19 protein-coding genes are annotated in these 20,330 nt (G+C 68.3%); 11 read left to right on the top strand and 8 right to left on the bottom strand.

Annotated elements, in window-relative coordinates; translation table 11 throughout:
- Positions 1–122 precede the first annotated feature (122 nt).
- The 4 genes from HHL11_RS04515 (at position 123) to HHL11_RS04500 (ending at position 5,700) form a co-directional block, all read left to right on the top strand.
- The gene (locus HHL11_RS04515; protein ID WP_425355203.1) at positions 123–2,987 is read left to right on the top strand and encodes a ribonucleoside-diphosphate reductase subunit alpha; all 2,865 of its coding nucleotides are present in this window, start codon (positions 123–125) and stop codon (positions 2,985–2,987) included.
- 137 nt (positions 2,988–3,124) lie between these two features.
- A complete protein-coding gene (locus HHL11_RS04510) occupies positions 3,125–4,345 on the top strand; it encodes a ribonucleotide-diphosphate reductase subunit beta (protein ID WP_169417242.1) in 1,221 nt (406 codons plus the stop codon).
- Between the two features lie 190 nt (positions 4,346–4,535).
- The gene (locus HHL11_RS04505; RefSeq protein WP_169417241.1) at positions 4,536–5,057 is read left to right on the top strand and encodes a histone H1-like DNA-binding protein; all 522 of its coding nucleotides are present in this window, start codon (positions 4,536–4,538) and stop codon (positions 5,055–5,057) included.
- A 67-nt stretch (positions 5,058–5,124) separates the two neighbouring features.
- Entirely contained in the window at positions 5,125–5,700 is a 576-nt protein-coding gene (locus HHL11_RS04500) for an alpha-ketoglutarate-dependent dioxygenase AlkB (RefSeq protein WP_169417240.1), read from the top strand.
- On the opposite strand, the gene HHL11_RS04495 is transcribed toward HHL11_RS04500, so the two are convergent.
- The 3 genes from HHL11_RS04495 to HHL11_RS04485 are packed head-to-tail and all read right to left on the bottom strand — an operon-like array spanning position 5,697 to position 8,187.
- The gene (locus HHL11_RS04495; protein ID WP_169417239.1) at positions 5,697–6,344 is read right to left on the bottom strand and encodes a hypothetical protein; all 648 of its coding nucleotides are present in this window, start codon (positions 6,342–6,344) and stop codon (positions 5,697–5,699) included. The genes HHL11_RS04500 and HHL11_RS04495 overlap by 4 nt on opposite strands.
- Positions 6,341–7,381, bottom strand: a complete 1,041-nt coding sequence (locus HHL11_RS04490; RefSeq protein WP_169417238.1) for an MlaD family protein — start codon at positions 7,379–7,381, stop codon at positions 6,341–6,343. Before HHL11_RS04490 ends, HHL11_RS04495 begins: the two co-directional genes overlap by 4 nt.
- Before the next feature lie 2 nt (positions 7,382–7,383).
- Positions 7,384–8,187, bottom strand: a complete 804-nt coding sequence (locus HHL11_RS04485; protein WP_169417237.1) for an MlaE family ABC transporter permease — start codon at positions 8,185–8,187, stop codon at positions 7,384–7,386.
- Positions 8,188–8,339: 152 nt separating this feature from the next.
- Here HHL11_RS04485 and HHL11_RS04480 point away from each other — a divergent pair, with 152 nt between their 5' ends.
- Positions 8,340–10,220, top strand: a complete 1,881-nt coding sequence (locus HHL11_RS04480) for a FecR domain-containing protein (protein ID WP_169417236.1) — start codon at positions 8,340–8,342, stop codon at positions 10,218–10,220.
- On the opposite strand, the gene HHL11_RS04475 is transcribed toward HHL11_RS04480, so the two are convergent.
- On the bottom strand, positions 10,213–10,470 hold the full coding sequence (locus HHL11_RS04475) for a hypothetical protein (RefSeq protein ID WP_169417235.1): 258 nt from the start codon (positions 10,468–10,470) through the stop codon (positions 10,213–10,215). The two genes, HHL11_RS04480 and HHL11_RS04475, sit on opposite strands and share 8 nt — an antisense overlap.
- Positions 10,471–10,641: 171 nt before the next feature.
- Between HHL11_RS04475 and HHL11_RS04470 the strand changes: the two genes are divergently transcribed.
- On the top strand, positions 10,642–12,135 hold the full coding sequence (locus HHL11_RS04470) for an AMP nucleosidase (RefSeq protein WP_169417234.1): 1,494 nt from the start codon (positions 10,642–10,644) through the stop codon (positions 12,133–12,135).
- 6 nt (positions 12,136–12,141) lie between these two features.
- Here the strand turns inward: HHL11_RS04470 and HHL11_RS04465 are convergent, their stop codons facing one another.
- Together HHL11_RS04465 and asd are read right to left on the bottom strand one after the other, a co-directional pair.
- Positions 12,142–12,477: a hypothetical protein gene (locus HHL11_RS04465; RefSeq protein ID WP_169417233.1), complete on the bottom strand. Its 336-nt coding sequence runs from the start codon at positions 12,475–12,477 to the stop codon at positions 12,142–12,144.
- An 83-nt stretch (positions 12,478–12,560) separates the two neighbouring features.
- The gene (asd, locus tag HHL11_RS04460; RefSeq protein WP_169419908.1) at positions 12,561–13,373 is read right to left on the bottom strand and encodes an archaetidylserine decarboxylase; all 813 of its coding nucleotides are present in this window, start codon (positions 13,371–13,373) and stop codon (positions 12,561–12,563) included.
- Between the two features lie 113 nt (positions 13,374–13,486).
- On the opposite strand from asd, the gene HHL11_RS04455 reads away from it, so the two are divergent.
- From HHL11_RS04455 to HHL11_RS04440, 4 genes are read left to right on the top strand one after another with little or no spacing between them, the layout of a single operon-like run.
- A complete protein-coding gene (locus HHL11_RS04455) occupies positions 13,487–14,413 on the top strand; it encodes an ATP-binding cassette domain-containing protein (protein WP_169417232.1) in 927 nt (308 codons plus the stop codon).
- Position 14,414: 1 nt separating this feature from the next.
- Positions 14,415–15,209 (top strand): ABC transporter permease, encoded by a 795-nt coding sequence (locus HHL11_RS04450; RefSeq protein ID WP_169417231.1) that lies wholly within the window; start codon positions 14,415–14,417, stop codon positions 15,207–15,209.
- Positions 15,206–15,697 carry a hypothetical protein gene (locus HHL11_RS04445; protein WP_169417230.1) on the top strand — a complete coding sequence of 164 codons (492 nt, stop codon included), beginning with the start codon at positions 15,206–15,208 and terminating at the stop codon, positions 15,695–15,697. The genes HHL11_RS04450 and HHL11_RS04445 overlap by 4 nt, the downstream gene beginning before the upstream one ends.
- Positions 15,694–17,037: a GAF domain-containing protein gene (locus HHL11_RS04440; protein WP_169417229.1), complete on the top strand. Its 1,344-nt coding sequence runs from the start codon at positions 15,694–15,696 to the stop codon at positions 17,035–17,037. The genes HHL11_RS04445 and HHL11_RS04440 overlap by 4 nt, the downstream gene beginning before the upstream one ends.
- A gap of 7 nt (positions 17,038–17,044) precedes the next feature.
- Here HHL11_RS04440 and HHL11_RS04435 read toward each other — a convergent pair whose 3' ends face one another.
- Both HHL11_RS04435 and HHL11_RS04430 read right to left on the bottom strand, forming a co-directional pair.
- A complete protein-coding gene (locus HHL11_RS04435; RefSeq protein ID WP_169417228.1) occupies positions 17,045–17,752 on the bottom strand; it encodes a hemerythrin domain-containing protein in 708 nt (235 codons plus the stop codon).
- Positions 17,753–17,842: 90 nt separating this feature from the next.
- Positions 17,843–19,471 (bottom strand): GMC family oxidoreductase, encoded by a 1,629-nt coding sequence (locus tag HHL11_RS04430; RefSeq protein WP_169417227.1) that lies wholly within the window; start codon positions 19,469–19,471, stop codon positions 17,843–17,845.
- 49 nt (positions 19,472–19,520) lie between these two features.
- On the opposite strand from HHL11_RS04430, the gene HHL11_RS04425 reads away from it, so the two are divergent.
- Positions 19,521–20,327, top strand: a complete 807-nt coding sequence (locus HHL11_RS04425) for a crotonase/enoyl-CoA hydratase family protein (protein WP_425355181.1) — start codon at positions 19,521–19,523, stop codon at positions 20,325–20,327.
- The last annotated feature ends 3 nt before the right edge of the window (positions 20,328–20,330 follow it).

Here is a 20,330-nt window from a genome sequence, read left to right as displayed (position 1 = left end):
GTGAGCGGGAGCGTCTGCGCCTCTTCATCGTCAGTCGGAACAATAAACCAGGAAGAAACATGCAACCTGCTGCTGTATCTCAAGCCGTGACCCACCAGCCGCTCCCCGCCGGGACCGCCTCCATGCCGCCAGCAGGCAGTGCCGCCGCGCCCCTCGCGCATTACCAGATCATCCGCCGCAACGGCGCCGTGGTCCCCTTCGAGCCGAACAAGATCGCCGTGGCGATGATGAAGGCCTTCCTGGCGGTGCACGGCACCACCGGCGCCGCCTCCGCCAGCGTCCGCGAGACGGTGGACCAGCTGACGCAGAACGTCATCAAGGCGCTGGTGCGCTCGCGTCCGGGCGGCGGCACCTTCCACATCGAGGACATCCAGGACGCCGTCGAACTGGGCCTGATGCGCAGCGGCCAGCACGACGTGGCCCGTGCCTACGTGCTGTACCGCGAGCGCCGCTCGCAGGAGCGCGCCAAGCAGGTCCAGGCCGAAGCCCCCAAGGCGGTCGAATTCCACGTCCTCGACGGCGGCCAGCGCGTGCCGCTGGACACCGGCGCGCTGCAGGCGCTGATCGTCGCTTCCTGCGAAGGCCTGGGCGCCGACGTCAAGCCCGAGCCGATCGCGGCCGAGACGATGCGCAACCTGTACGACGGCGTGCCGCTGGACGAGGTCTACAAGGCGTCCATCCTGGCCGCCCGCACGCTGATCGAGAAGGAGCCGGACTACACCTTCGTCACGGCCCGCCTGCTGCTGCACACGATCTTCAAGGAAGTGATCGGCCGCGAAGTCGCCGCCGGCGAGCGCGCCGAGGCCTATGCCGACAGCTTCCCGCAATTCATCAAGAAGGGCGTCGAGAACGACCTGCTGGACGAAAGGCTGCTGCAGTACGACCTGAAGCGCCTGGGCGCCGCGCTCAAGGCCGAACGCGACAACCAGTTCGACTACCTGGGCCTGCAGACGCTGTACGACCGCTACTTCCTGCACGTGCGCAAGTCGCGCATCGAGCTGCCGCAGTCCTTCTTCATGCGCGTGTCCATGGGCCTGGCGCTGAACGAGATCGACCGCGAAGCCCGCGCCATCGAGTTCTACGAAGTCCTGTCCAGCTTCGACTTCATGTCGTCCACGCCGACGCTGTTCAACAGCGGCTCGCTGCGTTCCCAGCTGTCCTCCTGCTACCTGACGACGGTGCCGGACGACCTGGACGGCATCTACGAAAGCATCAAGGAAAACGCCCTGCTGTCCAAGTTCGCCGGCGGCCTGGGCAACGACTGGACGCGCGTGCGCGCCCTGGGCTCCCACATCAAGGGCACCAACGGCGAGTCGCAGGGCGTCGTGCCCTTCCTGAAGGTCGTCAACGACACCGCCGTGGCGGTGAACCAGGGCGGCAAGCGCAAGGGCGCCGTCTGCGCCTACCTGGAAACGTGGCACCTGGACGTCGAGGAATTCCTGGAGCTGCGCAAGAACACCGGCGACGACCGCCGCCGCACCCACGACATGAACACGGCCAACTGGATCCCGGACCTGTTCATGCGCCGCGTGATGGAAAAGGCCGACTGGACGCTGTTCTCGCCGGCCTCCGTGCCCGACCTGCACGACAAGTTCGGCACCGAGTTCGAGAAGGCCTACCTGGCCTATGAAGAGAAGGCCAGGCGCGGCGAGATCAAGCCCAGCAAGTCCGTCCCGGCGACCGACCTGTGGCGCAAGATGCTCTCGATGCTGTTCGAGACCGGCCATCCCTGGATCACCTTCAAGGACGCCTGCAACGTGCGCTCGCCGCAGCAGCACGCCGGCGTGGTGCACTCGTCCAACCTGTGCACCGAGATCACGCTGAACACGTCCGACACCGAGACGGCCGTCTGCAACCTGGGTTCCGTGAACCTGCTGCAGCACCTGAAGGACGGGAAAGTGGACCACGAGAAGCTGAAGCGCACCATCTCCACGGCGATGCGGATGCTCGACAACGTGATCGACATCAACTACTACGCCGTCAAGAAGGCCCGCGACTCCAACATGCGCCATCGCCCGGTGGGCCTGGGCGTCATGGGCTTCCAGGACGCGCTGTACCAGCTGCGCATCCCGTACGCCAGCCAGGAGGCGATCCAGTTCGCCGACGAGTCGATGGAAGCGATCTGCTACTACGCCTACTGGGCGTCGACCGACCTGGCGCGCGAACGCGGCCGCTACTCCAGCTACAAGGGCTCGCTGTGGGACAAGGGCGTGCTGCCCCTGGACACGCTGAACCTGCTGGCCGAGCAGCGCGGCGACATGTATGTCGACGTCGACCGCTCCGCCTCCCTGGACTGGGATGCCCTCCGCAAGAAGATCGCCGCCGACGGCATGCGCAACAGCAACTGCGTGGCCATCGCCCCGACGGCGACGATCTCCAACATCATCGGCGTGGACGCCTCGATCGAGCCCTGCTTCGGCAACCTCTCGGTCAAGTCCAACCTGTCCGGTGAATTCACGGTCATCAACCACTACCTGGTGCGCGACCTGAAGCGCCTGGGCCTGTGGGACGACGTGATGGTCATGGATCTGAAGCACTTCGACGGGTCGCTGCGCCCGATCGACCGCGTGCCGCAGGACATCAAGGCGCTGTACGCGACCGCCTTCGAGGTCGAGCCGGTGTGGCTGGTGGAAGCCGCCGCCCGCCGCCAGAAGTGGATCGACCAGGCGCAGTCGCTCAATATCTATATGGCAGGGGCGTCGGGGAAGAAGCTGGACGAGACGTACAAGCTGGCATGGCTGCGCGGTCTGAAGACCACGTACTACCTGCGCACCACCAGCGCCACGCAGGCCGAGAAGAGCACGGTGCAGTCAGGTCGCCTGAACGCCGTCTCTTCCTCGGGTGGCTCCAACGGAATGTCCGCTCTCGATGCTGCAGCCGCCGCGGCGCGCGCGCAGATCGATGCGGTGACGCAGCCCGCTGCGACGCCCGCCACCGACATCAAGTTCTGCGGCGTCGACGATCCGACCTGCGAGGCTTGCCAGTAATCGCGATAGAAAAGAAGGATGTATCGGCGTTCTCCGACAGATCGCCGATGCAATGAAGCAACAAAATGCGAGCCGGATGTGAACGGACACTTTGACTCTCACATCCGTGCTCGCATAATCCGAGCACTGGAAAACTTATGTTGACCTGGGACGACGAAGTCACGCCCACACCGTCAATTCCTGCGACGAGCGGTTCCCCTGCGATGAACCGCGAGGTGACCCATTCGCCTCTCGCGCAGACCGCTCCCGTTCCGCAAGCTGCGATGCGCACGTTGGACGATGGGGCCATCGCGCCTGCGGCGCCGCGCGCGCAAGCGGGTTCCTCGCAACCCACCAGCCAGCGCCGCGTCACCGCCGCGGACAAGCGCATCATCAACGGCCAGACCGACGTCAACCAGCTCGTCCCCTTCAAGTACAAGTGGGCCTGGGAGAAGTACCTGGCGACCTGCGCCAACCACTGGATGCCGCAGGAAGTGAACATGAACCGCGACATCGCCCTGTGGAAGGACCCGAACGGGCTTTCCGAGGACGAGCGCCGCATCATCAAGCGCAACCTCGGCTTCTTCGTGACGGCCGACTCGCTGGCCGCCAACAACATCGTGCTGGGCACCTACCGCCACATCACGGCGCCGGAGGCCCGCCAGTTCCTGCTGCGCCAGGCTTTCGAAGAAGCGATCCACACCCACGCGTACCAGTACATCGTGGAGTCGCTGGGCCTGGACGAGAGCGAGATCTTCAACGCCTACCATGAGGTGCAGTCGATCCGGGACAAGGACGAGTTCCTGATCCCCTTCATCGACGCGATCATGGATCCCAACTTCGTGACCGGCACGCCCGCGAACGACCAGACGCTGCTCAAGAGCCTGATCGTGTTCGCCTGCCTGATGGAAGGCCTGTTCTTCTACGTCGGCTTCACGCAGATCCTGGCGCTGGGCCGCCAGAACAAGATGACCGGCGCCGCCGAGCAATACCAGTACATCCTCCGCGACGAGTCGATGCACTGCAACTTCGGCATCGACCTCATCAACCAGATCAAGCTCGAGAACCCGCACCTGTGGACCGCCGAATTCAAGGCGGAGATCAAGGGCCTGTTCCAGAAAGCTGTCGAACTCGAGTACCGCTACGCCGAGGACACGATGCCTCGCGGCGTGCTGGGACTCAATGCCTCCATGTTCAAGGGCTACCTGCGCTACATCGCGAATCGCCGCGCCACGCAGATCGGCCTGGAAGCGCTTTTCCCGAACGAGGAAAATCCCTTCCCGTGGATGAGCGAAATGATTGACCTGAAGAAAGAGCGCAATTTCTTCGAGACCCGCGTGATCGAATACCAGACGGGTGGCGCTCTTTCCTGGGATTGAAGGCAACTGCGAATAGGTTTGGATTAGTGCCCGTACGCACACGACCCGAAAAGAGGCCGGTGCGTGGCGGGCGATGGTGTTCGTGGGGCTGGGCCCGAGGGCCCAACCGCACGGATCGCTTCGCGTCACCAACAACGCGCGAAGTGCTTCTTATGGTTGACGTTTTGATCAACTTGAACAGGAGATAGTCATGGCAACTGCGAAGAAATCGGCCGCCAAGAAGGCGCCGGCGAAGAAGGCTACCGCGAAGAAGGCCACGGCCAAGCGCCCGGCCGCCAAGAAGACCGCGGCGAAGAAGGCCCCGGCGAAGAAGGCCGCTGCCAAGCGTCCGGCCGCCAAGAAGACCGCGGCGAAGCGCCCGGCTGCGAAGAAGACCGCGGCGAAGCGCCCGGCCGCGAAGAAGGCGGCGGCGAAGAAGACCACGGCCAAGAAGACCGCGGCGAAGAAGACCACGGCCAAGAAGGCGACTGCGAAGAAGAGCACCGCCAAGAAGGCCGCGAAAAAGGCGCCTGCGAAGAAGGCCGCGAAAGCGCCTGCGAAAAAGGCCGCGAAAGCGCCAGCGAAGAAGGCTGCGAAAGCGCCCGCGAAAAAGGCCGCCAAAGCCCCTGCTGCAAAGCCGGCGGCCGCTGCGGCGCCGGTTGCTGCTCCCGCGGCTCAGACCACTCTGAACCCGCAAGCGGCCTGGCCCTTCCCGACCGCGTCCAAGCCCTAAGCCGACTTGAAACGCGAAAACCCCGCGGGTCTCCCGCGGGGTTTTTTATTTGGGCTATGGTCGGCGCATGTCGTCGTTGGACCTGTTCGGCCCCGCGCTGCCGCCGGGCATGCGCCTTGAAGAAGAATTCCTGTCGCGCGCGGAAGAAGCCGCGCTGGTCGCGCGCATCGCGCAGTTGCCGCTCGCGCCCATGAAGTACCAGCAGTACGAGGCGCGCCGCCGCGTGGTGAGCTACGGCGGGCGCTATGACTTCAGCGCCCAGAAGCTGGAGGAGGCCGAGCCGCTGCCGGATTGGCTGCTGCCGCTGCGCCGGCAAGCCGCCGCCTGGATCGGCGCGGAGCCCGACGCGTTCACGCAGGCGCTCGTCGCCGAGTACACGCCCGGCACGCCGCTGGGTTGGCATCGCGACGTGCCGGACTTCGAGGACGTGGTGGGCGTGTCACTGCTGAATGACGCGGTGCTGCGCTTCCGGCCCTATCCGCACGTCGTCGGCAGCAAGGCGCCGGTGTTCAAGGTGGAGGTGGCGCCGCGCTCCATCTATTTGCTGCGCGGCGCATCGCGCTGGGAATGGCAGCACAGCGTGGCGCCGACGAAGAGCTTGCGCTATTCGATCACCTTGCGCACGCCGTCGCGGCAGCGCTAACGCTCCTGGGCCGCGATCTCCATGCGACGCCGCAAGCGTGCCGCTTCCTCGGTCGCGCCGGCCTGCTCCGCCCGCATCGCCTGCGCGCCCAGCCAGGCCAGCACCGCGCGCCGCCAGCCCTGCTCGGAGGCCGTGTCGCTCGCCACCTGCAGCACCTCGGGGTCTGCCTTGCCGGTGCGCAGCAAGACACCAGCCGCGACGAGACGCGACAGCGGTTCCTTGATGCCCTTCACGGCCGCGCCGCCGCCGGCCCCGCCCGCAACGCCACGATAGGCTTCGGGCAGCAGCTTCACCTGTTCGGGCGTCACGACCCCGGCGAGGAAGTCCGCGTACGCGCGCTCCGCATCCGGCGCGTCGGCGCGCAGCGGCTCGAAGCCGGCGCAGGGCTGGAAGTCCAGGCTCGCCACGCGCACCGCGCAGCGCGTGAGCTCCGCGCGCGCCGCCAGCCCCGGCTGGCCGGTGCTGGCGACGTCCTGGCGCAGGCGCGTGAACTCGGAAGCCGCGACCTTGTCGTCGCCCTTGAGGAAAGCGCGCTCGAAGCGGTCCTGCTCGCCGTCCGCGTTCATCAGCCAGTCCGGCTGGCGCGGCTTGCTGCCACAGGCGGCCAGGGCCAGCACGAGCATCAGCAAAGCCAGGGGCTTCATGGCAGCTTCACCTCGCGGTCCTTGGCGAAAGGCCACTTGCGATTGAGGTCGTTGATCAGGTCCTCGATCTTGCGCAGGTTGGCCTCGACGTCGCCACGCAGGCTGCCCAGGTCCTCGGTGGCGGAGCGCACGTTGCCGGCCACGCCCTGCGCCTCCTTCAGCACCGCGTCCACGCGCTGCAGGCTGCCCTTGGTGTCGTTCAGCAGGCCCTGCACCTGCTGCAGGATGTTGCGCGCATCGGTGGTCAGGCCGTTGGGGCCGAACACCTGCCGGTCGGCGTTGACCACCATGCGGTCGGCGTTGCCGGTGAGGCTCTCGATGCGGGCCAGCGCCGCGTTCGCGCGCTCGATGGTCACCACCAGCTTGCGCGCGTCCTCCTCGTTGCCGAACACGGCGTGCAACGCGCCCTGCCTGCTTTGCAGCTTCTGCGTGAAGACCTGCAGGTTGGCCATGGCCTTGTTCAGGTCCGAGCTGGCGGACGTGATCTGGTTCAGGTTGTCCAGCACGTCGCGCGCGGCGCCGATCACGCGCTGGATCTCCTCGTTGGCGTCGCCGCGCAGCACAGGCCTTTCGGCATCGGGCGCCAGCGGCGGATCGCTCAGCACGCCGGTATAGGCGCGCAACTGCGGGCTGCCCAGCAGGCCTTTCACCAAGGTGAACACGCTGGACGTGCGCAGCCACTTGGCGTCCTTCTCGCGCACGTCGATGCTGATGCGCACGTTGCCCTGCTCGCCCAGGTCCACCCGCTGCACCGTGCCGATCGGGAAGCCGGAGAAGGTGAGGTCCATGCCGGCCACCACGCCTTCGGCGTTGTCGGCGATCAGCACCAGCCGCTGCTTGGGCTCGAAGTAGCCGCGCGCGCGCATGATGTACAGCGCGGAGCCGATGATCAGGCCGAGGGTGAAGACCAGCAGCAGGATGGCCTTCATCTCCAGGTGGCGCACCGGCCGGTTCTTGGCGGCCGGCTCGGACTTCTGGACCGGGGTTTCCGGCTGCGGCGGGGCGGTGGGCGGTGGCGGCTTCTTGGGGTCGGCCATGGTCAGAGGTAATTGGCCACGAGCGACATTGCTTCCAGCACCAGCAGCACGCCGAACATGCGCACCAGGCCCTGCAGCGCGGCGCTTTCGCGCGAGCCGTCGTCCTCGATGTTGTTGAGGCCCGAGGCCATGGGAATCATGGAGACGGCGAGCGCGAAGAACACCGTCTTCATCGCGAAGATCAGCGTGAACATCGGCTCGAACACCCGTCCGACCATGTGCGTGTAGGCGGCTTCGCCGGCGAAGGTAAAGCCGTAGACGGCCAGGTAGGCCAGCGCGCCCGCCACCACGCAACTGAGCGCAGCCAGCGTGATGCAGGCGAACACGCCGGCCAGCATGCGCGGGAGAACCTCCACCGCGATCGGGTCCAGGCGCTTGTGCCGCAGCAGGTGGAAGTGGCCGATGCGCCGCATCTCCACCAGCGCGGCGCCGCTTGGAATGGTGCAGCGCAGCGCGACGAACAGCGCGGCCGTAAGCGGGATCAGCTCGATGATCAACACCCGCACCACCATCTCCAGCGCGTACTGCGAAAGGCCGTAGCTGGCGGCGGTGACGATGACGATGTGCGTGAGGATCAGCGTGAACAGCGAGATCAGCACCGTGAACCAGCCCAGGATGGGCGCCGTGTCCAGGTACATGTGGCGCGCCAGGTTCTGGCGGGTCTGCGGCCCATAGCTGGCCGGCGAGAAAGCGCGGACCACCATCACCGAGCCGAAGAAGGAGATCCGCCCCCAGGCCGCCGCCCAGCGCACGGGCGCCGTGCTGTGGTGGCTGACCGTCCTATACCAGTTGGGCAGGTGGATCATGGCGCCGATGGTAACGGCCCCGCACTTCCTTGGGCCCGCAGCGCAACAAGCCAATGACAAATTCCTGCGCGGAGCTTTCTTCGGGAAAAGGGAGCCGGAAATTTACACAGGCTTTATTCACAATTTCGGGAACTCATGCGTTCAATACGCGAATGAACGCAATCAGCAGGACCACCGGGAGGGAGGGCAGTCTCCGGTGGGTCCGTGGACTCGCGCTGGTCGCCACGGTATGGGGCGCCAGCGCACTGGCCCAGGTGGTCACCGTTCCGGCGGCCCATCTCAACCACGCTGAGGGCACCGTCGCCCTCTCGCCGCAAGGCGACACCGAGTGGCACGACGTGCAGCCACGCCGCGTGCTCAAGCGCGGCGACCGATTGTGGACCGATCGCGGCTCGCGCGCCGAGATCCAGGCCGGCGGCCACGCCGTCCGCCTCGACAGCCAGACGCAGGTGATCCTGGAAAACGCCAGCGACAACGCCACCCAGCTGAGCCTCACGCAAGGCAGCATGGTCATCACCGTCACCCGCGTGAACCCGGGCGACACGGTGGAGATCGGCACGCCGAACCTGGCGTTCCGCGCGCGCCAGCCGGGCGACTACCGCGTCGACGTCGACACCAAGTCGGGCACCACCCGCGTGGTGGTGCAAAGCGGCACGGGTGTGGTGTACGGCGAGAAGGGCGAGGCGCTGGAGCTGCACACCGGCCAGCGCGCCATCTTCCGCGCCCGCGACCTCGCCCGCGTGCAGCAAGGCGCGTTCGCCGCCAACGACGATTTCGACCGCTGGGCCGGCGCGCGCCGCCGCGGCGAGCCGACCGTCAGCATGCCCAGCGTCGCGCAGGCGGCGCCGGCAACGCCACCGCCCAACGCGCTGGTGAACCGCGGCCGCGACATCATCATTTCCGGCCCGGCGGCTTCGCTGCCCGGATCCAAGCTGGCCGCCAAGGAGCCGGCGGTTGCAGCCGCGCCCGTGCCGGCCTCGGCCAGGCCGCAGTTCCAGATCAAGGGGCCGCCGGTGATGGCGACCGCGCCCGTGGCCCCGGTGCCGGCGGCACCTCCTGCAACGCCGGCAGCACCTCCTGCAACCGCGCCGGTCGCTGCCGCCGCCCCGGTGATCAAGGCCCAGGTCATTCCGACGGTCCCCGTCGTGCCCAACACGCCGGCCGCCGCCCCGCTGCGCGTCACGGCGCCCGCGTCCACGCAATTGCAGCAGGCGCAAGCCCAGGCCGATGCCGCGCTGCGTGCGCAGGCCCGCGCCGCCGAACAAGCGGCCCAGAAGGCCGCGGCCGAACAGGTCGCGCGTGAACAGAAGGCTGCGGCGGCGCAGAAGGCGGCCGCGGACCAGGCCGCACGTGACCAGGCCCGGGCGGCCGAAGCCCAGGCCCGCGCCGCGCGCGAACAGCAGCGCGTCGCCGCGCAGCAGGAAGAACAGCGCCGCGCCGCCGCCCGCCGCGACGAAGACCGCCAGGCCGCCGCGAGCGCGAAGCGCGCCGACGAGCGCCGGCGCTCCGTCGCTGCCGCCCGCCGCGCGGAAGAAGAGCGCCACCAGCTGCAGGCCCGCAAGGCCGAAGACGCCCGCCACGCAGCCGCCGAAGCCCGGCGCGAGCAGGAGCACAAGCGCCAGCTCGCCGCGAAGAAGGCCGCGGAGGAAAAGCGTCTTGCTGCACTGCGCAAGGAAGAAGAACGCCGCCAGGCAGCGGCCCGCGCGGCCGAAGAGAAGAAGCTGGCCGAAGCCCGCCTGCGCCACCTGACGCACCTGCGCGAACAGGCCGGGCGCGAGGAAGCCAATGCGCGCGAGCAGCAGGCCAGGCGCGCCGAACAGGACAAGCAGGAACAGGCCAGGCGCGACGACCAGGCGCGGCGCGACGAACAAGCCCGCCGCGACGATGCCGATCGCCGGCAGCGCCAGCTGGCGGAGCAGTGGCGCAAGGACCAGGAAAAGAAGGATCAGGAAGTGTGGCTGCGGCAGCAGCAGGCGCCGCTGCAGCCCATGCGGCCGGTGCCGATGGGCGTGCCGTTCCGGAGGGTCAGTTGACGCGGCGCGTGTAGGTGCGGGTGACCGGCTGCGCCTTTTCTTCCTCGGGCGGCAGGTAGATGGTGGTGCGGTCGATCTTGGCGTCGAAGGCGGCGATTTCGGCGCTGGCGCAGCGGATCACGGCGCGGTCCAGCGGATGGCACTGGCGTTGGGACAGCTTGTTCAGTTGTTCGGAACGGTCGATGTGTTGACGCACTTCCGAAGGGTCCACCATGAGGGCGAAGGGGTTCGCGGCCACCGCAGTCGTCATTTTCTTTAGCTCCTTGAAATTCGCGTTCCAGCGACGTCGTTCTCGATGACGCAAACTGTCGTCGCTGAGCGAAAGATGTAACGTCATCCGGTGTCGTTCCGTGTTGTAGGACTGCGGCGCACCTCCGGTCGGGTTGGACTGTGGTTGGCATGCTGGTTGCACAATAGGCACATGCCCTTCCTGCCGCCGTTCATCCCGCCCACGTTCCACGCCGACCCGGACAGCGCGCTTGCGCAGGTGCGCACGATCTACGCGCAGCAGATCGGGCACCTGCGCGAAGCGATGCAGCGCTTCGTCGCCGGCGAGTCCTTGCCAGGCCGCGTGCGGGCTTGCTACCCCTACGTGCGCATCCAGACCGACACGGTGATGCGGCAGGCGGTGCTGGAGAACGCGGGCCTCAGCTACGGCTTCGTCGCCGGCGCGGGCGTGTTCGAGACCACGCTCTCGCGGCCCGACCTCTATGGCAACTACTACCTCGAGCAGTTCCGCCTGCTGCAGCAAAACCATGGCGTGCAGCTCGAAGTGGGCACCAGCAACGAGCCGATCCCGATCCACTTCTCCTTCGCGGAGCACGACCACATCGAGGGCAACCTGCCGCCGGCGCGCCGCATGATGATGCGCGACCTGTTCGACCTGCCGGACCTCGAGCTGATGGACGACGGCATCGCCAACGGCACCATCCGCTTCGCGCCCGGCCAGCCGCACCCGCTGTCGCTGTTCACCGCTTCACGCGTCGACTACTCGCTGCACCGCCTGCGCCACTACACGGGCAGCGCGCCGGACTGGTTCCAGAACTTCGTGCTGTTCACGAACTACCAGTTCTACATCGACGAATTCGTGAAGCTCGGTCACGAGGAGATGAGCCGCCCGGACAGCGAGTACCTGGCCTTCGTCGAACCGGGCAACGTGGTGACGCGCCGCGTGGGCCTGCCGCGCGAGCCGGTGGACGCCTTCGGCGCGGCGCCGCCGCGGCTGCCGCAGATGCCGGCCTACCACCTCATTCGGCCCGGGCACAGCGGCATCACGATGGTGAACATCGGCGTCGGCCCGTCCAACGCGAAGAACATCACCGACCACGTCGCGGTGCTGCGCCCGCACGCCTGGATGATGCTGGGGCACTGCGCGGGCCTGCGCAACAGCCAGCAGCTGGGCGACTACGTGCTGGCCCACGGCTACGTGCGCGAGGACCACGTGCTGGACGAGGAACTGCCGCTGTGGGTGCCGATCCCGGCGCTGGCCGAGATCCAGGTGGCGCTGGAGCAGGCGGTGGCCGACGTCACCCAGTGCCAGGGCGCGGACCTCAAGCGCATCATGCGCACGGGCACCGTGGCGAGCACCGACAACCGCAACTGGGAGCTCCTGCCCGGCAACGAGCCGCAGCGGCGCTTCTCGCAAAGCCGCGCGGTGGCGCTGGACATGGAAAGCGCCACCATCGCCGCCAACGGCTTCCGTTTCCGCGTGCCCTACGGCACCTTGCTGTGCGTGAGCGACAAGCCGCTGCACGGCGAGATCAAGCTGCCCGGCATGGCCAACACCTTCTACCGCGAGCGGGTCGACCAGCACCTGCGCATCGGCATGCGCGCCATCGAGATCCTGCGCTCGCAAGGCTCGCAGCGGCTGCACAGCCGCAAGCTGCGCAGCTTCGACGAGGTGGCGTTTCAGTAAGCGGGCTCAGGCCTTGGGCGCCGGCTGCGCGTGCCGCGCGGAGCGGCGCCCCTTCACGCGCTTGAAGGGCGTGGCGCGGCCCAGCAGCACCAGCACGATGATGCCGGCGACGACGCCGGCCGCAAGTGCATAGCCGGCAGCGACGTAGTACTCGTCCAGCTCCTGGCTCAGGATGTAGAGCACCGAAAGCGCCAGCACGATCATGGTGATGGCCGCGACGAAGAAGGCGAAGAAGTCGCCCAGCACCACCTTCTGGCCGCACTTGGGGCAGGCGGTGATGTCGTGGAAGAACAGGCTCGGCACCTTCAGCATCTTGCTGCACTGCGGGCAACGGTAATTCATTCGCGCGCTCCTGGGAGAGAACGCAAAACTACACCCATCGGAGAGCCGCCCGCAAGAGCGCCGGATGGACGAGAACGGCCGAGCTAGAGCGCGGCTTCGCTCTCGATCAGGGTCGCCATCGCCTCGCCCAGCCGCACCGGCTTGCTCGGCGCCCAGTCCGGCGTGAAAGTGAGCACGTTCTGCGGAAACAGCAGGACCACCGTGGAGCCGAGCAGGAAGCGGCCCATCTCCGCCCCTTTGGCGATCACGATGTCCTGGCCGTCGTAGCGCCATTCGCGCGGCTCGCGGGTGCGGGGCGGGTTCACCACGCCGTGCCAGACCGTCGCCATGCTGCCGACGATGGTGGCGCCCACCAGCACCAGCACCATCGGCCCGTGCGCGCAGTCGAACTCGCACACCACCCGCTCGTTGCGGGCGAACAGGCCCGGCACATGGCGCGCCGTCAGCGGGTTCACCGAGAACAGGTTGCCGGGGATGTAGATCATCCGCTTCAGCCGCCCTTCGCTAGGCATGTGGATGCGGTGGTAATCCTTGGGCGCGAGGTACAGCGTGGCAAAGTGGCCGTGGTCGAATTTCGCCGCTAGCGCCGCGTCGCCGCCCACCAGCGCGCGGGTGGAATAGCTGTGGCCCTTGGCCTGGAAGATCTGGTCGTTCTCGATCGGGCCGAACTGGCTGATGGCCGCGTCCACCGGGCAGATGAAGGGCGCTGCGTTGAGTGGGCGCGCACCTTCGCGCAGCGGCCGGGTGAAGAAATCGTTGAAAGTGGCGTAGCTCCCGATGTCCGGGTCGGCCGCCTCCGCCATGTTCACCTTGTACTTGGCCACGAAGTTGCGGATGGTCCACTGGGTGACGCCGCCCAGCCGGGCGCCGGCGAGCTTGCCCGCGAGCGCGGTCATCAACTTCTTCGGCAGCAAGTACTGCTGCGCGATGGGCAGGGGTGGGAACAATTGTTTTCCTTCTTCTGGGCGGACAGGGAAAATTCTACGGGTTGGGACAGAATACGCGCGGCATGACCGAGCTGCTCTTCGATGCCCGCCAGCTGACCAAGCGCTACGGCGGCCAGGCCGTGGTCGACGCGCTGTCGTTCCAGATCGCGCGCGGCGAGTGCCTGGGCGTCATCGGACCCAATGGCGCCGGCAAGACCACCACCATCCGCATGTGCCTGGGCCTGACGGCGCCCGACGCCGGCGAGATCCACGCCCTGGGCCTGCACATGCCGCGCGACGCCCTGGCGATCAAGGCGCAGCTGGGAGTGGTGAGCCAGTTCGACTCGCTCGACCCGGACTTCAGCTGCGCCGAGAACCTGCTGGTCTACGGCCGCTACTTCGGCATGCAGGACGCGCAGATCCGCGAACGCATCCCGCGCCTGCTGGAGTTCGCCGCGCTCTCGCACAAGGCCGACGCCAGGCCGATGGAGCTTTCCGGTGGCATGCGCCGCCGCCTCAGCCTGGCCCGCGCCCTGGTCAACGACCCCAAGCTGCTGCTGCTGGACGAGCCGACCACCGGCCTCGACCCGCAGGCGCGCCACCTGATGTGGGAGCGCCTGCAGGTGCTGCTGCAGCAGGGCAAGTCCATCCTGCTCACCACCCATTTCATGGACGAGGCCGAGCGCCTTTGCTCGCGCCTGCTGGTGCTGGACCACGGCCGCAAGATCGCCGAAGGCCGGCCGCGCGACCTGATCGCCGAGCACCTGGAACCGGACGTGGTGGAAGCCTACGGCAACGGCGCGCTGGCGCTGGCCGAATCGCCGACCCTGAAGGCCATGGCGAACCGCACCGAGGTGAGCGGCGAGACGGTCTTCTTCTACACGCAGGACGCACGGCCGCTGCTGGACGCCCTGGGCCGCGAACAGCGCCTGCGCACCCTGCACCGGCCGGCCAACCTGGAAGATTTGTTTCTCAAGCTCACCGGCCGGCAGATCCGGGAGGAGGCGTGACATGAACGCGCACTGGCGTCCCCCCGCCCTGTCCATGCGCTGGTGGCCCGTCTTCCTGCGCAACCTGCTGGTATGGCGCAAGCTGGCGCTGCCCAGCCTGATCGGCAACATCGCCGAGCCGCTGATCTGGCTGGTGGCCTTCGGCTACGGCATGGGCGCGCTGGTGGGGCAGGTCCGCTGGAACGGCGAGCAGGTGCCCTACCTGCTGTTCCTGGCCAGCGGCTCCATCTGCATGAGCGCGATGAACGCCGCCAGCTTCGAGGCGCTCTATTCCGCCTTCTCGCGCATGCACGTGCAGAAGACCTGGGACGGCATCATGAACGCGCCGGTGGGCCTGGACGACGTGGTATTCGCCGAGATGCTGTGGGCCGGCTACAAGGCCGTCTTCACCTCCACCGCGATCCTGCTGGTGATGCTGGCGCTGGGCATCAGCCACAGCCCCAAGCTGCTGGTGGCCTGGCTGGTCCTGGTGGCAGTGGGCATCACCTTCTCCTGCATCGCGCTGATCTTCAACGCGCTGGCCCGCAGCTACGACTTCTTCACCTACTACTTCACGCTGTTCCTGACGCCGATGATGTTCCTGTCCGGCGTGTTCTTCCCGCGCGAGCAGCTGCCGGAAGTGGTGCGCATCATCTCCGGCTGGCTGCCGCTGGCCAGCGCGATCGAGCTGGTGCGGCCGCTGTTCCTGGACCGCTGGCCGCAGCAGCCTTTGCAGCACCTGCTGGTGCTCCTGGCCTATGCAGTGGCCGCCTACTGGGCGGCGCTGGCCCTCACGCGCAAGCGCTTCGCGGCATGAGCACCGCGCCCGTCATCCCGCCGCAACTGCTCGCGGTGATGGTGCGCGGCGTTTCCGTGATCGTCAGCTCGCGAGACGCCGCGATGCGGCCGAGCCTGATGCGCGCCGTCGGCAGCCTGGTGGAGGACGAAGGGCGGGAGGTCACCGTCTACCTCTCGCGCCCCCAGTCGCGCCAGGTGATCCAGGACATTGCCGCCACCGGGCACGTCGCCGTGGTGTTCAGCTCGCCGTCCACGCACCTCACCGTGCAGCTGAAGGCGCGCAGCGCCAGCATGCGCCAGGCGGAAGAAGGCGACCGGCCCGTGCTGGCCGCCTACCTTTTGTCCATGGAGCGCGAGATCGAACTGGCCGGCTACGGCCGCGAACTCACGCGCGCGATGCTGGCGCACAAGCTCGAGGAGCTGGTCGCCGTGCGCTTCACGCCCGAACTGGCTTTCGACCAGACGCCGGGCCCGCGCGCCGGCGCGCGGCTGGGGACCGAGCGATGAACGGCCTCGCGCTGCAGGATATCCGGGCGTGCTTCGAAGGCGCCATCCCCGCCGTCGTCGCCACCTGCAGCGCCGACGGCGTGCCCAACGTCGCCTACATCTCGCAGGTGTTCTACGCCGACGAGCGCCACGTCGCGCTGTCCTTCCAGTTCTTCAACAAGACGCGGCAGAACATCCTGGCCAACCCGCGCGCCACCGCGCTGCTGCTGCATCCGGTCACGGTGCGCTTCTATCGCCTGCACATCCGCTACCTCCGCACCGAGACCGAGGGCCCGCTGTTCGAGGGCATGAAGGCGCAGCTGGCGGGCATCGCGTCGCACACCGGCATGCAGGACGTGTTCCGGCTGCTCGGCTCCGACGTGTACGAGGTGGAGCAGGTGGAAGCGCTGGAAGGCGAGCCGTTGCCGGAGCCACCGCCACGCGCCGGCCTGCTGGGCGCCGTGCGCCGCGCCAGCGAACGCCTGGCCCGCTGCGCCAGCCTGGACGAGGCGCTCAACGCGGTGCTCGCCAGCCTGAACGACCTGCTGGCCGTGCGGCACGCGATGGTGCTGATGCACGATGCGGCCCTGCAGCGCCTGTACACGGTGGCCAGCAGCGGCTACGCGACCTCCGGCGTCGGCTCCGAGATCGGCATCGGGCAGGGCGTGATCGGCGTGGCGGCGCGCGAACGCACGCCGGTGCGCATCGGCCACGTCACCAATGCGGCGCTGTACACGCAGGCGATGCGCAGCAGCTTCGACGCCCACGTGCCGGATTTCGAACCGGTGCTGGAAATCCCCTACCCCGGCCTGCCGCAGCCGCACAGCCAGTTGGCGGTGCCGATCGTGAACGGCGGCCGCCTGCTGGGCGTGCTGTTCGTCGAGAGCGAAGTGGACCTGCGTTTCAGCTACGAGGACGAAGACGCGCTGGTGGCCATTGCCGGCCACCTGGGCGCCGCGATCGAGCTGCTGCAGGCTGCCACCGATTCACTGGAGGCAACGGCCAGCGCGCCACCAACGGCGGCGCCGGCCGCGCCCCTGCCGCCACTGCCGGTGCGTCACTATGCGGCCAACGACAGCATCTTCCTGGGCGACACTTACCTGATCAAAGGCGTGGCGGGCGCCATCCTCTGGAAGCTGCTGGGCGACCACGTCCGGCAGGGCCGCACCGAGTTCACCAACCGCGAGCTGCGGCTGGACCTGGCGCTGCGCCTGCCCGATGTGGCCGACAACCTGGAAGCGCGCCTGCTGCTGTTGCAACGGCGGCTGGTCGAACAAGGGGCCGGGCTGCGCATCGAGAAGACCGGGCGCGGGCGCTTTCGCCTGGTCGTGGAGCGCGCGGTGCAGTTGGTCCCGGCCTGAACCGCCATCACGCGGCCAGCGCCAGTTCCAGCTTCGCCCACTCGCCTTTCGTCAGGTGCAGTCGCACGGTGTCCAGCACGGCCTGGAAAGCCGGCGCGGGCGCCTTCGCGCGCACGTCGCCCAGCATGCCCGCGCGTTCCGCCGGGTGCATGAAGGGCACCATCCAGCGCATCGCCACCATCATCTCCTGCGGCGGGATGGAAGCCACCAGCCGGTCGTGCAGCGCCACCAGCTCCGCATCGGTGTAGCGGGCCCACAGCACGGCGTTGTGCGCGGTCTCTTCCACGTTCATGTGCTGGAAGTTGTCGGCGACGAACAGCGCGAGCTCGCGGTACAGCGCGGCGCCAGCCGCTGCACGCGCCGCAGAGGCGCAGTTGCGCAGCACGGCCACGCGATCGGCCAGCTGCGCGATGTGCCGCACGTGGTCCTCGTGCTCGTGCGCGATCTGCGCGCTGGCGCCGGGCGCACGCGCTTCCATGGCGGCGTGGATGAAGTCGTTCTCGTGCTGCAGGTGGCCGGCGCAGAAGTCCAGCAGCTGCAGCACGCGCTCGGTGACGTCGGCGCGCTCGAGGTCGTCGGCGGCATCCATGCGGCCGACGGCCAGCAAGGTGTCGGCCATCAGCGCGCGCAGCCCCTTGTGGATGCCGGAATAGAGGTCGAAGCGGGGCGCGGCGGCGGCGGCAACGGAGGCAAGTTCCTGGGAATCGAGGTTCATGGTCGGGTCTCTCTGGATGGGAGACCGGATGCTAGGAACCGGCGCGCCAGCGCGCTCTGAAGAATCCCTTAAGAAAACCTTCCAGCAACCTTAAGCGGCGACGGCTTCGCGCGTGGCGTGAACTGGTTCACGCGCGGCCTTCACCAGGTCGGCCGCCTTCTCGCCGATCATGATGACCGGCGCGTTGGTGTTGCCCCCGACGATGCTGGGCATGATGGACGCGTCCACCACGCGCAAGCCTTGCATCCCGTGCACGCGCAGCTGCGCATCCACCACGTCCAGCGGCCCGCTGCCCATGCGGCAGCTGCCCACCGGGTGGTAGATGGTGTCGGCATGGCCGCGGATGAAACGCTCGACCTGCTCGTCGCTGACGGCCGCCGCCGACGCCGCCTGCTCGCGGCCACGGAAGGCGGCCAGCACCGGTTGCGCGAGGATGTCGCGCATCACCCGGAAGCCGCGCACCAGTCGGCGCAAGTCGTCGGCATCGGCCAGGAAGTTGGGGTCGATGCGCGGCGGCGCCAGCGGGTCCTTGCTGGCCAGCAGCAGGCTGCCGCGGCTGCGCGGCCGCAGCAGGCAGACGTGGCAGGAATAGCCGTGGCCCCACACCGTCTGGCGGCCATGGTCCATCAGCTTGCCGATGACGAAGTGCAGCTGCAGGTCGGGCAGCGGCTCGGCCGGATCGCTCTTGATGAAGCCGCCGGCTTCGGCGAAGTTGGTCGTCAGCAGGCCGCTGCGGTGGCGCCGCCATTCGACGATGCCCTTCAGCGCGTTGGCGATGCCGCGCGGCGACAGCCCGAACAGGTCGGTGAGGTGCGGCGCCTCGACCACCTGCACCACGTCGATGTGGTCGTGCAGGTTGCGGCCGACGCCCGGCAGGTCGTGCAGCACCGGGATGCCGTGTTCCTGCAGGTGCGCCGCCGGGCCGACGCCGGACAGCATCAGCAGCTGCGGCGACAGCAGCGCGCCGGCGCTGAGCAGCACTTCACGCCGCGCCTTCACCGACTGGATCGTGCGCTCGTGCCGGTAGGCCACGCCGACAGCGCGGCGGCCGTCGAACAGGATGCGCGTGGCGTGCGCGCCGGTCACCACGTGCAGGTTCGGCCGCGCCAGGTGCGGCGTGAGGTAGGCCTTGGCCGCGCTGCAGCGCTCGCCGTTCCTGTGCGTCACCTGGAACAGGCCGACGCCTTCCTGCTCCGCGCCGTTGAAGTCGCGGTTCTCGCGGAAGCCCGCCTGCATGCCGGCCTGCACGAAGATGGGCCCGAAGCGGTGCGGACTGCGCAGGTCCATCACGTTCAGCGGGCCGCCGCTGCCGTGCCAGGCGTCGGCGCCGCGCTCGTTGTGCTCCGCCTTGCGGAAGTAGGGCAGCACCTCGTCCCAGCTCCAGCCCGCGTTGCCTTCGGCGGCCCAGGCGTCGTAGTCGGCATGGTGGCCGCGGGCGTAGATCATGGCGTTGACGGAGCTGGAGCCACCCAGCACCTTGCCGCGCGGCTGGTAGCCGCGGCGGCCGCCCAGGCCCGGCTGCGGCACCGTCTCGAAGCCCCAGTTGGCCTGCCCGTTCTTCGCCAGCAAGGCCAGGCCGGCCGGGCAGTGGATCAGCACGCTGGCATCAGGCGGCCCGGCCTCGAGCAGCGCGACTTGCACCGCCGGGTCTTCGGACAGGCGAGCGGCCAGCACGCAACCGGCCGAGCCGCCGCCCACGACGACGTAGTCCACCTCCATGCCGCCTCCTCGTTGTGTCGTGGGCGCAGTCTAGGCTTTAATGCCTGCCATGGACACCGTAGTACCTCCCGAAGGCACCATCCTCACCGAACGGCGCGGCACCCTGCTGCTGATCGGCATCAACCGTCCCGCCAAGCGCAACGGCTTCACGCCGCGCATGTACAAGGAGCTGGCCGAGGCCTACACCTTGCTCGATGACGACCCGGATCTGCGTGCTGGCGTTCTGCATGCGCACGGCCCGCACTTCACCGCGGGCCTGGACCTGCCGGCGATGGCGCCGCTGATGCAGCGCGGCGAGAAGGCCATCCCGCCCGGTTCGGTGGAGCCCACCGATCTCGGCACGCCGGGCTATCGCCGGCGCGGCAAGCCGCTCGTGTGCGCGGTGCAGGGCATCACCTTCACGCTGGGCATCGAGCTGATGCTGGCGGCCGACTGCGTGGTGGCGGCGGACGACTGCCGCTTCTCGCAGCTGGAAGTGAAGCGCGGGATCATGGCTACCGGCGGCGCCACGCTGCGCATGGCGGAGCGCGCCGGCCTGGGCAGCGCGCTGCTCTACCTGCTCACGGGCGACGAGTTCGGCAGCGCCGAGGCGCTGCGCCTGAATTTCGTGCAGAAGGTGGTGCCCGCCGGCGAACAGCTGGCCGAAGCGATCCGCATCGCCGAACGCATCGCGGCGCAGGCGCCGCTCGCCGTGGTCGCCACGCGCCTGAACGCGCTGAAGGCGGTGGAGGAAGGCCCGCTGCGGGCGATGGGCGAGTTCCTCGCCGTGCAGCAGCGCCTGTCGTCCAGCGAGGACGCTGCCGAAGGCGTGCGCTCCTTCGTCGAGAAGCGCGCCGCGCGCTTCACCGGCCGCTGAAGC

Source organism: Ramlibacter agri (assembly GCF_012927085.1).
Lineage (GTDB): Bacteria > Pseudomonadota > Gammaproteobacteria > Burkholderiales > Burkholderiaceae_C > Ramlibacter > Ramlibacter agri.
This window is presented reverse-complemented; position numbering and strand designations above follow the sequence as displayed.